18 protein-coding genes and 1 tRNA gene are annotated in these 15,621 nt (G+C 14.8%); 10 read left to right on the top strand and 9 right to left on the bottom strand.

Annotation, left to right across the window (positions count from 1 at the left end):
- Positions 1 to 37 precede the first annotated feature (37 nt).
- From A353_RS00560 to A353_RS00530, 9 genes are read left to right on the top strand one after another with little or no spacing between them, the layout of a single operon-like run.
- A complete protein-coding gene (locus A353_RS00560; protein ID WP_014887259.1) occupies positions 38 to 646 on the top strand; it encodes a superoxide dismutase in 609 nt (202 codons plus the stop codon).
- Positions 647 to 649: 3 nt separating this feature from the next.
- Complete coding sequence (locus A353_RS00555; protein WP_014887258.1) at positions 650 to 1,174, top strand: translation initiation factor; 525 nt, start codon at positions 650 to 652, stop codon at positions 1,172 to 1,174.
- Positions 1,122 to 1,295, top strand: a complete 174-nt coding sequence (locus tag A353_RS01145) for a hypothetical protein (RefSeq protein ID WP_014887257.1) — start codon at positions 1,122 to 1,124, stop codon at positions 1,293 to 1,295. The genes A353_RS00555 and A353_RS01145 overlap by 53 nt, the downstream gene beginning before the upstream one ends.
- Positions 1,292 to 1,606, top strand: a complete 315-nt coding sequence (locus A353_RS00550) for a 50S ribosomal protein L20 (RefSeq protein ID WP_014887256.1) — start codon at positions 1,292 to 1,294, stop codon at positions 1,604 to 1,606. Before A353_RS01145 ends, A353_RS00550 begins: the two co-directional genes overlap by 4 nt.
- Positions 1,567 to 2,268 (top strand): tRNA ligase subunit PheS family protein, encoded by a 702-nt coding sequence (locus A353_RS01185; RefSeq protein ID WP_123766423.1) that lies wholly within the window; start codon positions 1,567 to 1,569, stop codon positions 2,266 to 2,268. The genes A353_RS00550 and A353_RS01185 overlap by 40 nt, the downstream gene beginning before the upstream one ends.
- On the top strand, positions 2,261 to 3,445 hold the full coding sequence (locus A353_RS00545) for a hypothetical protein (protein WP_014887255.1): 1,185 nt from the start codon (positions 2,261 to 2,263) through the stop codon (positions 3,443 to 3,445). The genes A353_RS01185 and A353_RS00545 overlap by 8 nt, the downstream gene beginning before the upstream one ends.
- Positions 3,442 to 3,975 (top strand): exonuclease domain-containing protein, encoded by a 534-nt coding sequence (locus A353_RS00540; protein ID WP_014887254.1) that lies wholly within the window; start codon positions 3,442 to 3,444, stop codon positions 3,973 to 3,975. The genes A353_RS00545 and A353_RS00540 overlap by 4 nt, the downstream gene beginning before the upstream one ends.
- Positions 3,972 to 4,514 (top strand): hypothetical protein, encoded by a 543-nt coding sequence (locus tag A353_RS00535; protein ID WP_014887253.1) that lies wholly within the window; start codon positions 3,972 to 3,974, stop codon positions 4,512 to 4,514. Before A353_RS00540 ends, A353_RS00535 begins: the two co-directional genes overlap by 4 nt.
- Complete coding sequence (locus A353_RS00530) at positions 4,507 to 4,836, top strand: phosphoribosyl-AMP cyclohydrolase (protein ID WP_014887252.1); 330 nt, start codon at positions 4,507 to 4,509, stop codon at positions 4,834 to 4,836. The genes A353_RS00535 and A353_RS00530 overlap by 8 nt, the downstream gene beginning before the upstream one ends.
- Here A353_RS00530 and A353_RS00525 read toward each other — a convergent pair.
- The 9 genes from A353_RS00525 to A353_RS00490 all read right to left on the bottom strand — a co-directional run bounded on the left by A353_RS00525 (position 4,811) and on the right by A353_RS00490 (position 12,542).
- Positions 4,811 to 5,200 (bottom strand): SufE family protein, encoded by a 390-nt coding sequence (locus tag A353_RS00525; protein WP_014887251.1) that lies wholly within the window; start codon positions 5,198 to 5,200, stop codon positions 4,811 to 4,813. The two genes, A353_RS00530 and A353_RS00525, sit on opposite strands and share 26 nt — an antisense overlap.
- A gap of 22 nt (positions 5,201 to 5,222) precedes the next feature.
- Positions 5,223 to 5,301 (bottom strand) — tRNA-Leu (locus A353_RS00520).
- A complete protein-coding gene (locus A353_RS01140; protein WP_014887250.1) occupies positions 5,281 to 6,207 on the bottom strand; it encodes an aminoacyl--tRNA ligase-related protein in 927 nt (308 codons plus the stop codon). The genes A353_RS00520 and A353_RS01140 overlap by 21 nt, the downstream gene beginning before the upstream one ends.
- Positions 6,207 to 7,232, bottom strand: a complete 1,026-nt coding sequence (locus tag A353_RS00515) for an aspartate-semialdehyde dehydrogenase (RefSeq protein ID WP_014887249.1) — start codon at positions 7,230 to 7,232, stop codon at positions 6,207 to 6,209. Before A353_RS00515 ends, A353_RS01140 begins: the two co-directional genes overlap by 1 nt.
- A complete protein-coding gene (leuB, locus tag A353_RS00510; protein ID WP_014887248.1) occupies positions 7,225 to 8,268 on the bottom strand; it encodes a 3-isopropylmalate dehydrogenase in 1,044 nt (347 codons plus the stop codon). Before leuB ends, A353_RS00515 begins: the two co-directional genes overlap by 8 nt.
- Positions 8,265 to 8,816, bottom strand: a complete 552-nt coding sequence (gene leuD / locus A353_RS00505; protein ID WP_014887247.1) for a 3-isopropylmalate dehydratase small subunit — start codon at positions 8,814 to 8,816, stop codon at positions 8,265 to 8,267. Before leuD ends, leuB begins: the two co-directional genes overlap by 4 nt.
- Positions 8,800 to 10,167 carry an aconitase family protein gene (locus A353_RS00500; protein ID WP_014887246.1) on the bottom strand — a complete coding sequence of 456 codons (1,368 nt, stop codon included), beginning with the start codon at positions 10,165 to 10,167 and terminating at the stop codon, positions 8,800 to 8,802. Before A353_RS00500 ends, leuD begins: the two co-directional genes overlap by 17 nt.
- Positions 10,160 to 11,197 carry a chorismate synthase gene (gene aroC / locus A353_RS00495; RefSeq protein WP_014887245.1) on the bottom strand — a complete coding sequence of 346 codons (1,038 nt, stop codon included), beginning with the start codon at positions 11,195 to 11,197 and terminating at the stop codon, positions 10,160 to 10,162. Before aroC ends, A353_RS00500 begins: the two co-directional genes overlap by 8 nt.
- Entirely contained in the window at positions 11,190 to 12,542 is a 1,353-nt protein-coding gene (locus tag A353_RS00490; protein ID WP_014887244.1) for a 2-isopropylmalate synthase, read from the bottom strand. The genes aroC and A353_RS00490 overlap by 8 nt, the downstream gene beginning before the upstream one ends.
- 11 nt (positions 12,543 to 12,553) lie before the next feature.
- On the opposite strand from A353_RS00490, the gene putA reads away from it, so the two are divergent.
- Complete coding sequence (putA, locus tag A353_RS00485; protein ID WP_014887243.1) at positions 12,554 to 15,610, top strand: bifunctional proline dehydrogenase/L-glutamate gamma-semialdehyde dehydrogenase PutA; 3,057 nt, start codon at positions 12,554 to 12,556, stop codon at positions 15,608 to 15,610.
- Positions 15,611 to 15,621: the final 11 nt, after the last annotated feature.

Below are 15,621 nucleotides of genomic sequence, written 5' to 3'. Positions count from 1 at the left end.
TAGTTTTTTTAATTATAATAATAATAAAAAAAAAAAAATGATAAATTTAAAAATAAAAAATTACAAAAAAAATATTTTTTTAAGTGAAAAACAATTTAAAAATCATGAATTTATTTTTTTAAATTATATAAAAAAATTAAATAATTATTTAATAAAAAATAATATTAATGTTAAAAATAAATTTGAATTAATAGATTTTTTATATGATTTACCAGAATATGAAAAAAATATTTTTTCTCAATTAATAGGAGGATATTTAAATCATGAATATTATTTTAATAATATTACTTTTGAATTAATTAATTGTTTTGGAGAAATTAAAAAAAATATAATTAAAAATTTTAAAAATTATGAAAATTTTAAAATTAATTTTATTAAAAATTTTATAAATTTTAATGGTTGGGGTTGGGTTGTTATAAATAATAATAAAATTTTTATGTTAAAAACTTATGAAAACAATAATCCTTTGTTTTCAGTAAATTTAGGTGGTTATAATAGTATTCCTTTACTATGTGTAGATTTACATGAACATTCTTATTATTTAGATTATTTAAATAATAAAGAGCTTTATTTAAAAAATTTTTTAAATTATATTAATTGGTTTGAAGTAGAAAATAGATTACAAAATTATTTTTTAAATAAATAATTAATGTTTAAAAAAATTTTATTAAAAAAAAATTTTTTTTTAGAAATAAAAATTTTAACTTTTACATTTTTTTTTATAAATAATTTTTTTTTTATATTTAAAAAAAACAAAAAAAAATTTTTTTTTTATTTTAATTTAAATAAAAAAAATTTTTTTTTTATATTTAAAATTAAAAAAAGAATAAAAAAAAAAAAAATTAAATCTAAAATAGGAAAAGTAAAAGAAATAAGAATTAGTATTAATATACATAATAGAGATTATTTAATTAAAATTAAAAAAGCAAATATTTTTTTGTTAGAAGGATATAATGTTAAAATTACTGTTTTTTTTAAAGGTAGAGAAATTATATTTAAAGAAAAAGGTATTGAGCTTATATTAAGATTTCAAAATAATATAAAAGGTGTTTTTTTTAAATTTTCTGATATAGAATTTGAAGGAAAATATATATATTCAATATTTATTCCAAAAATTAAAAATGAAAATAAAAAAAAAAAAATTAAAATTAATACAAAAAAGGATTATAATTAAAAAAAAAATTAAAATAAAATCTTCTAATAAACATCATTTATTAATAAATAAAAAAAATAATTATTTAAATTATAAATATTTAAATAATATAAATATAAAAAAAATAAAAAAAATTTTATGACTCGTTCAAGTAAAAGTTTACAAATAAAAAAAAGAAAAAAAATTTTATTTTATACTAAAACTTATTTAGGAAGAAAAAAAAATTGTTTTAAATTATCTAAACAATATTTTATAAAATCTTTAGAAAAAAAATATAAAAATATAAAAATCAAAAAAAGAATATTAAATAAAAAAAAAACTACAATTATTAATATTCTTTTTAGAATATATTTTGGTATATCTTATAATAAAGTTATTTGTTTATTAAAAAAAAATTATTGTATAATAAATAAATTAAAAATAATATTTTTATTATTAAAATTAATTATTTAAATAATATAAAAATTAATAAATATTATATTAATATTAATAAAAAAAAATATATTTATAATAATAAATATTTTAATTTTATTAAAAAATCAAAAAAATTTTTTTTAAAACAAAAATTTATTTTATTAAATACTCCAGAATTTGAAAATTATCATTTAAATTTTAAATTATTAAATATTTATAAAAAAGATATTAAAGGATCTTTTTTTTTAAAAAAGAAAATTTTAAGAACTCATACTTCTTGTTTACAAAATAGAATATTAAAAAATTATTTTTTAAAAAAAAAAGTTTTTAATATTGGTAAAGTATATAGAAATGATATTGATTCAATTCATTTACCAATTTTTTTTCAAATAGATTTTTTTATTAATAATTATAAAATAAAATATATTTTAAATAATATATTAAAATTTTTATCTTATATATTAAAAAAAAAATTTTATTTTAAAATAAGGAAAACAAAATTTCCATTTACTATTAATTCTTTTGAGATAGATATTTTAAAAAATTTAAATTGGTTAGAATTAGCAGGATTCGGACAATCTAATAAAAATATAATTTTAAATAATTTTTTAAAAACAAAATATATTGCTGGTGGAATTGGTTTAGATAGAATATATTATGTTTATAAAAATATAAATAATATAAATAATATATATGATTAATTTTTTTTTTTTAAAAAAAATTTATAATTTTTTATTATTTTTTTTTATAAAAAAATATATGTTTTTTTTTGAATTTTTTTTTATAAAAAAAAATAAAAATATTAATAAATTTTTTTTATTTAATATTTTTAAAAAAAAATATTTTAATATATATTTTTCAATTTCAAAAAAAAAATTTTTTATATTTTTATTTTTTTTTATAAAAAAATTTTTTTTTAAGAAAAAAAAAAAAATTATTTTTAAAAATTATATTGTAAAACTTAAAAAAAAAGAATTTTTATTTTTTTATTCTTATTATAATAATTTTAAATTTATTTTTTTAAATATATGTTTTTTTAATATAAAAATATTAAATTTTAAAAATTATTTTCAAAAAAAAATTTTTTTTAAAAAAAAAAAAAAAATTAAATTTAAAAATAATTTTTATTTTAAAAAAAAAATTAAAATTATTGGTTTTATTTTTTTAAAAAAAAAAATTTTTTTTTTATATAAAACACCTTATTGGTTTAGTTTTAATAAAAAAAAAATAAAAAAATTTATTAATTTTTATTATTTTAAAAAAAAAATTTTTTTAATAAAAAGATATTATAATTTAAATTTTTTTTTTAAAAAATATAAAAAAAAAATATTTTCAAATTTTAGTTATATTAAAAATAAAAATAAAATTTTAAATAAAAATTATTATTATATTATATATAATAAATATAATAAAAAAAATAATTATTTTGAAATAAATTTTATTAAAAATTTTATTTTATTAACTTCTATAAATTATATTAACTTAAAAAAAAATATTTTTTTTTATTTGAAAAAAAAAAAAATTATATTTGAAAAAATAAATTTTTTTTTTAAAAAAAATTATTTTTTTTTCAATAAAAAAATATTTTTAATAGGAGTTTTAAAAAAAAAGTTAAAAACAAATAATTTTAAATTGTTTTATAAAAATATAAAAAAAAATTATTTTTATAAAAAAATTTTTTCTATAAAAATAAAAATAAATTATATTAAATATATAAATTTTTTATTTAATAATGAAAAAATTTTTTTTTTAAAAATAAACAAATTTAAAAAATTTTATTTAAATGGGTATTTAAACATTTTATTAAATTATAATAAAATAAATATAAATTTGTATAAAAAAAAATTTTTTATTTATAATTTAATAATTAATATATGAGAAGATATATATTTTTAGATGTAGAAACTACTGGACTATCACCACATAATGGTGATAGAGTAATAGAAGTTGGATGTGTTGAAGTAATAAATGGATTTATTACAGGAAGAGTATTTCATTCATATTTTAATACTAATGCAGAAATAAGCTCTGATGCTTTTCAAATTCATGGTATAAATAAAAATTTTTTAAAAAATAAACCTTTTTTTTTTGAAAAAATTGATGATTTTTTAGGATTTATAAATAAATCAATTATAATTGCTCATAATGCAAAATTTGATATTAATTTTATACATTATGAAATTAATCAATGTGGAGGTGATTCTAGTTTTTTTTATAAAAATAATTTTTTTTTAGATTCATTAGAAATAGCTAGAAAAATGTTTCCAAAAAAAAGAAATGATTTAAATTCTTTATGTAAAAGGTTTAATTTAATTAATAGTAAAATTAGATTTAAACATAATGCTTTAATTGATTCTTGGTTGTTATCATTAGTAGTAATAAAAATGGGATTTTTTAAAATAAAATGAATATTATAAAAATTTATAATTATTGTATTTATATAACAGATTCTTGTTATAAATATTTATATTTAAATATTAAAAAAAATTATTTTTATAAATTTTTTATAAAAAATAAAGGAAATTTATTTTCTAAAACTAAAATTTATTATTCTTTTTATAAAATAAATTATTTTAATAAAATTATTAAAATAAAAAAAATATTTATTATAATTGATATATTAAGTTTATGTTTTTTAAATAACTCTTGTTTTCATTATCAAAAAAAAATTATTATTAATTCTCCTAATTCTTTTTTAAATTTATTTTTAGAAAATAAAATTTTAAGTAAAATAATTTTTTTATTAAAATTTATAATTAATAAAAAATTGTTATTTCATAATGGTTATTTAAAAATTAAATATTTAAATTATAAATTAAAGATTTTATCTTTATTTTTTTTAGGAAATTGTAAAAATTGTAATTTTACAAAATTAACTTTTAACAATTTTATTTTAAAAATATTAAAAAAAATTAAATTAATAAAAATAATAAAATTAAATGAATAAATTAATTTATAAAATTTTATTTTTAATAAAATGGAAAAAAAAAATTTTTCCTGTTATAATTCAAGATTATAATAAAAATAAAATTTTAATGTTATCATGGATAAATAAATGGAATTTAATAGAAAGTTTTTTTTTTAAAAAAACTTGTTATTGGTCAAGAAGTAGAAATAAAAATTGGAGAAAAGGTGAAATTTCAATTAATATACAAATTATAAAAAAAATTTTTTTTGATTGTGATATTGATTCTTATTTATTTTATATTAAATATAAATTAAATAATTGTCATTATAATTTAATTAGTTGTTATAATTATAATTTATAAAAGTATATATATAAATAAATATATTTTTAAATGAATTTAATTTAAAGTTACTTATATTTTTAATTTTTAAAATTTTTAAAAAATTAAATTTATAAAAAATATTTATATTTATTAATTTATTTTTATTAATAATTTTTAAAATAATTTTTATAATTCCTGAAATTAATAAAGAATTTGAATATCCAAAAAAAAAAAAAAAAAAATTTTTTTTTATAATTTTTATCCAAGTATTAATAATACAATTTTTTAATAAGTAATTATTATTTAAAAATTTTTTTTTTTGAAATCCTATTTTTATTAAATAAATATAAATATTTTTTATGAATTTAATTTTTTTTTTAATTTTTTTTATTTTATTTATCATTGTTTTAAAAAAAAAAAAAAAATACCGAACAGGGGACTTGAACCCCTAAGCTTTCGCTCAAGATTCTAAATCTTGTATGTTTACCATTTCAACAGATCGGTTAAATATTTATTTAATATTTTTGGAATTTTTATTAAAAAATTATTTATTCTATAATATAAAAAAATAAAATAAATTAATCTTCCTAAAGGTAAACATGATGCATTAATTGTATAATTATTTTTTTTAAAATATAATAAAAAAGGATTATTTAAACAAAGAGAAATTGAAGATATTTCTATCCAAATATTATTAAAATAATCCCAAATTTCAAAATCAAAAGATAAATAAGAATTTTTATTCAATTCTAAATTATTTATTTTAATTATTCTGAATTTTATTTTAAAATTGTTTAAGATAAAAATTATATTACTACAAATAGAATAAATTCTTTCTAAAGAATCATTTTTTAAAAAAAATTGAAATATTTCAATTTTTTTAAATTGTTGTTGACGTTTTAAACCTGAATTTTCTTTACCAAATTTTCCAATTTCTTTTCTAAAACAATAACTATTACAAATTAATTTAATCGGAAAAAAATTTTTTTTATTAAAAAATAACAAAGAATTTAAAACAACTTCTGAAGTTGGTATTAAAAATTTTTTTTCTTCTATTTTGAATAAATTATTATAAAAATATGGTATTTGACCTGAATATAATAAATTTGAATAATTTATTATTATAGGAATTGTTATTTCTTCATAAAAAAAATTTATTGTTTGAATTTTTAATATATAATTTTCTATAATTCTTTCTAAACAACAATAAATTTTATCTAATAAAGTTGATTTTATTGAACTTATTATTTTATCTATTTTACAATTTTTATTAATAAAAGGAATTTTTAAATTTAAAAAATAAATTTTATTTTTTTTATAATAAATAATTTTATTATAATTATTATAAAAATTTTTAATAAAAATTAAATTAAAATTATTATTTATTATTTTACATATGTATTTAAACATTAAATTAAATTTTGTATTAAAATTTCTAAAAATCTTTTTAAAGGTTCAGCAGCACCCCATAGTAATTGATCACCTATACTAAACATAGTAAAAATTTTATTATTAAAAGTACTTTTTTTTATTCTACCAACAAAAATATCCAAACTACCACTTATATTATATGGGGTCAAATTATTTACATATTTTTCGTTATTTTTTATAATCTTAATAAAATCATTATTTAATAAATAATAAAAATCATTTAAATTTATATTTTTTTTTAGTTTTAAAATAAAGTATTGTGAATGACATCTTAAAGATGATATTCTTACACAATTAGAATCAATTTTAATATTTTTTTTTAAAATTTTATTTGCTTCTGATTGAGATTTCCATTCTTCTTTAGTTTGACTAAAATTTACTTTTTTATCAATCCAAGGAATTGCATTAAATAATAATGGATTTTCTTTAAAAAAATTAATTTTATTATTTTTTTCAATTTTAATTAAATCATTTTCTAAATTATTTGAATTTTTTATATTTTTAATTAATTTATTTATTAAATAAGATCCTGCTCCAGATACAGCTTGATAACTTGAATTCGCAATCCAATCAATAATATCAATTTTTATTAATTTTTTTAATAATATTAACATTAAACTTACAGTACAATTTACTCCAGAAAAAATTTTTTTTTTTTTAATATTATTTAAAATACTTTTTTTATTTATAGGATCTAATATTAATTCACATTCATTATACATACGTAAATAACTAGATGCATCAATCCAATATCCTTTCCAATTTAATAATAAAATTTTTTTTAAAATTATTTTTGTATATTCACTTCCTTGACAAGATATAATAATATCCATATTATATAATAATTTTATATCAAACGCGTTGTATATATTATAATTAAAAAAAATTTTTTTAGTTGAAAATAAATAAAAATTACTGTACTTATTTATAAAACTATTTTTTAATCTATTTATTAAAACAGATCCAACTAAACCTCTCCAACCAATTATTCCAATTTTAATCATAAAAAAAATAATAATTTACTAAATCACCAAATTCATTAGTATTTACTAATTTAAAATTTTTTATATATTTTTTCATATCTAATGTACAAAATCCATATGATAAAACTTTATATATTGAATAAAATAATTTATTTGATAAAAAAATGTTATTAAATAAATATTCTAACATAATAACTAAAGATAATAAAATACCAATAGGATTTGCTATATTTTTACCGGCTATATCTGGAGCACTACCGTGACAAGGTTCAAATAAACTTAATGATTTATTATTTAATGATATAGAAGGTAACATTCCTAATGAACCAGTTAATAAACTACATTCATCTGATAATATATCTCCAAAAATATTATTAGTAATTACTATATCTAAATTTTTAAAATTCTTAATTAATTCAATAGTTGCATAATCTATAAAAATATGATTAACTAAAATTTCTTTATATTGATTTGAAACAAAATTTACTATTTTTCTCCATAATTTAGAAGAATTCAATACATTAGATTTATCTATTGAAGTAATTTTTTTTTTTCTATTTAATGATAAATTAAATCCAATTTTAACTAATCTAATTATTTCTTGTTCATTATATAATTCTGTATCATATGAATACCAAGATGGGATTGAATTTATAATTTGTTTTGAAATTCCTTTTGGTTTTCCATAATAAATTCCACCATTTAATTCTCTTAATATTAAAAAATCAATATTTTTAAATGGACATTTAATTGGTCTTATATTAGCAAAAAAATTCATTTTTTTTCTTAATAATAATAATCCTTCTTCAGGTTTAATAGGATTATTATTCCATTTATACCCACCAACACATCCTAAAATAATAGCATCCGATTCTTTACAAATATTTAAAACGTTTTCATTTAAAGGTAATTTGTATTTATCAATAGATATACCTCCAATATAATTATATAAAATATTAATTTTATAACCATAAATAATACAAGTTTTTAAAATTTTAACCAATTGTAAACTTATTTCTGGACCTATACCATCTCCTGGAAGAATCAAAATATTCATTTATTTAAATAATTAATAATTTTTTTTTTTTTTTTTAAAACAAATTCAATAATAGAAAAATTATTAATAAAAATTTTTTTATATAAATTATTTAAATAAAAATAATAGTAATTATTATTATTATATCTAATAAATTGATTATAAATATTTATATATAAAAAATTATATTTTATTATATTATTTATTTTATATAATTTTAAATTTATTAATAATAAATTATTTTTCATAGAATTATCATAAAATATATTACTATAACTTTCTGCAATAATTATTTTATATCCAAAATCTTTAATAGCCCAAACAGCATGCTCTCTTGAACTACCACAACCAAAATTTTTATTTGTAATTAAAATTTTTGATTTTAAAGTATTCATTTTAAAATCATAATTTATTTTTATTTTATTATTTAGTATAATATATCTTAAATCAAAAAATAAACAATTGGAAAATCCTTTTTGTTTCAATGTGCTAAGAAATTGTTTAGGAATTATAATATCGGTATCTATATTATTAGTATTTATATATATATAATTAGAAATTAATTTCATTTATTATGTTAAAGTAATTTTTATATGATATAAATTCTCCATATATGGATACAATAATAGACATTACAGGACTAACTAAATGTGTTCTTCCTTTATAACCTTGTCTACTTATAAAATTTCTGTTAGATGTTGATACACATCTTTCTTTTGGTAACAATTTATCTTCATTCATTGCAAGACACATAGAACATCCAGAGTTTCTCCAACTATAACCATAATAATTATAAATTTTATTTATTCCATAAAATTCTGCTTTTAATCTAATAGTTTCAGTACCTGGAACTATATATCCTACAACATTTTTTGAAATTTTTTTATTTATTTTTAATAACAATATAGCACAAATTAATAAATCTTCTAATCTAGAATTAGTACAAGAACCAAAAAACATTTTATTAATTTTTTTATTTATTAAAGTATCATTATTTTTTAACCCCATATAATTTAACATATTTAAATCGTTACTAATTATTTTTTCATCAATTTCAATTATTGTATCTAAATTAGTTCCCCATGTTATATGTGGTTTTATATTTAAAACATTAAATATATATTTTTTATGATAAAAAGAATTTTTTTTAGATTTAATTTTATCAATATAATTTATAAATTTTTTTATATTAAAAATTTTTTTTTTATAAAAATTAATTATTTTTTTATCAGGTGAAATTAAACTTATTTTTGAACCAGCTTCAATAGACATATTACAAATAGTCATTCTTTCAGAAATAGAATATTTTTCTATTTTTTCTCCATTAAATTCAATACAAAAATTTACACCACCTTTAGAAGAAATATTTTTTATAATAAATAATATTAAATCTTTAGAAAATAATTTTTTATTTTCATTTAACAATAAAATATTTAAATTTTTTAATTTTTTTTGAATAATACATTGAGTAGATATTGCAATACTTAAATCAGTAGTACCAATACCGTTAGCAATTAAAGAGATTGCTCCATTTGTTGTTGTATGAGAATCACCACATACTATTATCATACCAGGTAATAAAAATGAATTTTCAACAGCAATAATATGAATTATACCTTGTTTTGGATTATTTAAATCAAAATATTTAAAAAAGTATTTTTCTTTATTTTTTTTTATACAATTTAATTGTTTTATTTTTTTATTAAAAAAAAATCTTTTTTTAATATTAGTAGAAACATTATGATCAGATGTTGATAAAATACTTTTATTATTCCATATAAATTTATTAGAAATTATTTTAAAAGATTGAGGTGATGTAACTTCATGTAATAAAATTTTATCTACATATAATAAATATAAATCATCATAAATATTTATTGTATGATTATTTATTATATTATCATATAAAGTATTATTCATAAATTTTTTTTATAAAAATTTTATTTATTATAATAGTAGATAGCATTGATTCTATAATTGGAATTGCTCTTAAACCAACACATGGATCATGTCTTCCATAAGTTTTAGACAAAACTTCTTTAAAATTATCATTTATAGTTCTGATATTTTTAGATGTACTAGAGGTTGGTTTAAATAAAATTTTTATTATTAATGGTTGTCCATTACTTATTCCACCTAGTATTCCACCATTATTATTAGATAAAAACCCAAATTTTGAGATTTCATCTTTTATAAAATATGAATTTTTATTTTTTAAATTTATACCAAAAAAAATACTTTTAACAGCATTTATACTTAATATATAATTAGAAAATAATGATTCTATTTTTTTATAAATAGGATCTCCTAATCCAAATTTTAAACCATTTATAATAGTAACTATTTCTGCACTAACTGAATTGGATGTATTTTTAATATTATTTAAATATTCTTTTAATTCTTTTAAATAAAATATATTAATAAAAAATCTATTTAAAATATTTTTCCAATAAAAAAAATTTATTTTTAAATTTCCAATTTTTTTTATATAAGATCTTATTAAAATACCTTTAGATAATAAATAATTATTAAAAATAGCTCCACTTGCTACTCTACAAGTAGTTTCTCTTGCGCTTGATCTTCCTCCTCCTCTAAAATCTCTATAATTGTATTTTAATTGATAAGTTATATCAGCGTGACCGGGCCTAAAATTTTTTGAAATATTATTATAATCTAAACTTTTATTATCATGATTTTTTATTAACAATAAAATTGGTGAACCTGTTGTTATATAATTAAAAACTCCAGTAAATATTTTAACTTTATCTAATTCTTTTCTTTGTGTTGAAAAAAAAGAAGTAAATGGTTTTCTTAAATTTAATTTTTTTTGAATAGTATTTTCAAATAAATATTTATTACTTAAATAACCATCTATTATTGCTCCAATAATTAAACCATGACTTTCTCCAAAAGTAGTTATTTTTATAATTTCACCATAAGTATTATTCATATTTTAAAAAAATAATTTTAAAAATTTTTTTTTTATTTTTTTTTATAATAAAAATTGTTATTTTAAAATTTAAAATTAAAGAATATATAATTTTTAATATTTTAAAATTTAATATTTTAATAAAATTTGATCTATTATAAAATATAACAAATAATAAGTTATTATGTAATTCACACATTAAATTTTCTGATATATCTTGAGAAATATTATAAATTTTATTTATTATTATTTTATTAAGTAAAATATTATAATTATACCAAAAAATAAATTTTAACCCACCTCTTCCAGATTGAGAATTAATTTTTATTATATTTTTATATTTAAAATTATAAATTTTAGGATTTAATGGTAAATATATAATTTTCCATAAAAATTTTTTTTTTTTAAAAAAAGATTTAAAAATTGCATCTTGATGACTTCCAGAAAAAGCTGTATAATTTAATCTACTATACCAAGACATTCTATTTAAAAAAGAAATTTTTTCATTAAAAAAAATTTTTAAAAAATTTTTATTAAAAAAATTTATTTTTGGATTAATTCCTAAATTATAATAATTAGAAGCTAAAATTAAAAGAGAAGTGTTTCCTGATCTTTCACCATTCCCAAATAACGTTCCTTCAATTCTTTTAATATTTATTAATGTAGATAATAATGAAGTTGAAGTTGAAAAATTCATATCATTATGAATATGAATTGATAACATTGTATTAAAAATATTATTTTTTATATAATTTATAGAATTTAAATAATTATTAGATAAACAGTTTTCAACTGTAGCAGGTAAATTTAAAATTGATTTTATTTTATTAATATAACAAATATAAGTATAATAAAAACATATTTTTTTAGAAAAAAATAATTCTGTATCTGAAAAGCTTTCAGGAGAGTATTGAATAAAAAAATTTTTTTTTTTTATTTTTTTTATTAAATATTTTATATTATTAATAGTAAAATTTAAAGTTTTTTTTTTATTAAAATTAAAAACTTTTTTTCTTTGAATTTTAGATACAGAATTATATAAGTGAAAAATAACATTATTTATATTTTTAACACATTCGAAACTTAAATCTATTAATTTTTTTTTACATGGCATTAATATTGATACTATTATATCATTAGGAATTAATTTATTTTTAATTAAATAATTAATAAAATTATAATCATGTTTATTTGAAGAAGGAAATCCTAAAACAATCTGTTTTATACCTATTTCTAATAATAAATTCCAAATTTTAATTTTTTTTTTTATATCATATCCATTAATTAAAGATTGATTACCATCTCTTAAATCTTCACTTACCCATATAGGTGGTTTATGTATGTAATTACAATTCCAATTTAACATTTTTTTGTAATATGATTTTTAATTTTTTATTAAACATTGTAAGTAAACATTATATAATTGATGAAAATATTTATTTATTAGAAATTTTAAAAAATTGTTTTTTTAAATGGAGTTTTTTTAAAAAAGTAGAAAGTTTTTCTAATAATTTAATAAATAAAAGTAGAGAAAAAATTTTATTAGATAATGTAGATAATATTTTAAATGAATATAATTTAAGTAATAAAGAAGGTATACAAATGATGTGTTTAGCTGAATCTTTATTAAGAATTCCTGATATATTTACAATAAATTCTTTTATTAAAGATAAAATTTTTTTTCAAGAATGGGAATATTATTATTCTTCAGATTATTTAAAAATAATTGTATATAATTTAGCAATTGATTTAGTTTCTAATTTATTTTATAATAATAATAATGATATAATAAATGATAAAAAATTTTTTTTATATATTTTTAGAAAAGTTATTTCTTTATTTGCAAATCATTTAATGAAAAATATTGGAAAAAAATTTGTTTATTCTAATAATTCTAAAAAAGCTGTTCAAAAAGCGTTATTAGATAAAAAAATTTTTTCTTTTGATATGTTAGGTGAAGCTGCTATAACATTTTATGATGCGAATAAATTTTTTAATCAATATATAAAATTAATAAGTAATATTAAAAAAAATTTTATGGGATGTTCTAGAAATAAAATACCAACAGTATCAATAAAATTATCTGCTCTTCATCCTAAGTATTCTTTTTATAATAGAAAAGATGTATTTAAAAAATTATCATTAATTTTAAAAATTTTGATTATAAAAGTTAAAAAAGCTAATTCTTTATTAACAATAGACGCTGAAGAGTGTGATAGAATGGAATTAAATTTAGAATTATTTAATACATTATTTTATTCTGAATATTGTTTATATTGGAATAATTTTGGTTTAGTTATTCAAGCATATTCAAAAAGAGCTCTCCCTGCATTATATTGGTTAAGAACTATAGCATTTATGAGACAAACTAAAATTCCAGTAAGATTAGTTAAAGGTGCATATTGGGATTACGAAATAAAATTTATTCAATCTTTAAATATGAATTTGTATCCAGTATATATTAAAAAATTTTGTACTGATTTATCTTATTTATTATGTACTTGTTTTTTATTATCAAATAAATGTAATAATATAATTTTACCACAATTTGCAACACATAATATACAAACTATATCTTTTATAGTAGTATTAAGTAAAGGTAGACATTTAGAATTTCAAAAATTGTATGGAATGGGTGATAATATTTATGAAACTTTAAAAAATATGCATAAAATAACTTGTAGAGAATACGCACCTATTGGAACTTATAAAGATTTATTACCATATTTAGTAAGAAGATTACTTGAAAATGGAGCAAATTCATCATTTGTTAATAAACTTGTTAATAAAAATTGTAATATAATTAAATTAACAAATAATCCTTTATTAAAAAAAGAAGTAAAATATAATAAACTTTTACCTTCTTCAATTGATTTATTTGGCGGAGTAAGATTACCACATTTATTTTATAATTTAAATATTTCATTTCATTATTACAATTTTTATAAAAAAATATGTATTTATGATAAAAAAGTTTGGATAGCTTATTCTTTTAATAATTCTATAAAAAACAATATAAAAATTTATTCTCCTATAAACAAAAAAATTTTTTTAGGAATAGTTAAACAAGATATTAAAATTAATTTTTCAATAAAAATTTTAAAAAAATCATTTATTTTTTGGAAATTAATTAGTATTAATAAAAAAATTTTTATAATAAAAAATTTTATTATTTTATTAAAAAAAAATTTTATTGAAATGATTATTTTATGTTGTAAAGAAGCGGGTAAAACAATTTTAGATTCAATTTCAGATATAAAAGAGGCTATTGATTTTTGTAAATATTATTCTAATCAAGCTTTATATATTTACAATAAATATAATTTACCAAATTACACAGGAGAAAACAATATTTATTATTTAGAAGGAAAAGGGGTTTTTGCAACAATTAGTCCTTGGAATTTTCCAGTTGCAATTTTTTGTGGTCAAACTATATCTGCTTTAATATCAGGAAATGTAGTTTTAGCTAAACCTGCAGAAAGTACTTCTATAATAGCATATAAAATTTTTCAATTATTATACAAATCTGGTTTACCTATTAGTGTATGTCAAATAATATTTGGTTCTGGTTCAAAAATTGGAAATAGAATTTCTTTTCATAAAGATATATATGGTGTAATTTTTACTGGTTCAAATAATGTTGCTAATACTATTAATAGAAATTTATTAATGAGAAATAATAGACCTATTCATAAATTAATAGCAGAAACTGGTGGTATAAATGCAATGATTGCTGATTCTTCCACTTTAATTGAACAATTAATATCAGATGTTTTAGAATCATCTTTTAAAAGTTGTGGTCAAAGATGTTCAGCATTAAGAATGTTATATTTACATGAAGAAATTTATGAAGAATCATTAAAATTAATATTTGGCGCTATTAGAACATTTTCTTTAGGAAACGTTTTAAATATTTCTAACGATATAGGTCCAGTAATAAGTAATAAAAATAAAGTTAAATTAGTTTCTTATTTAAAATCCTTAAACAAAGATGATGTTTTTTCTGTTAATAATTATAAATATGATAATGATAATAATTATATTTTTCCTCATGTAGTAAAAGTAAATGGTATTTCAGATTTAAAATCGGAACAATTTGGTCCAATTTTACATATAGCAATGTTTAATAATTTTCAATTAAAAGATATAATTAATGATATAAATAACTCAGAATTTGGTTTAACATTAGGAATACATAGTAGAAATGAATCTTTTTACAAATATGTTGCTAATAAATTGAATATAGGTAATGTTTATATTAATAGAAATACAATTGGTGCTATTGTAGGTATGCAGCCTTTTGGTGGATGTAATTTTTCTGGTACAGGACCAAAAGCAGGTGGACCAAATTATTTAGTATCATTAATTAATGAAAAAACAGTTACTATAAATACTACTGCTCAAGGAGGGAACGTTGAATTATTAAATGAATAAATTAAATTAAA

The organism is Candidatus Carsonella ruddii HC isolate Thao2000, from assembly GCF_000287275.1.
The sequence above is the reverse complement of the archived record's forward strand: the minus strand, read 5'-3'. Positions and strand labels throughout refer to the sequence as shown.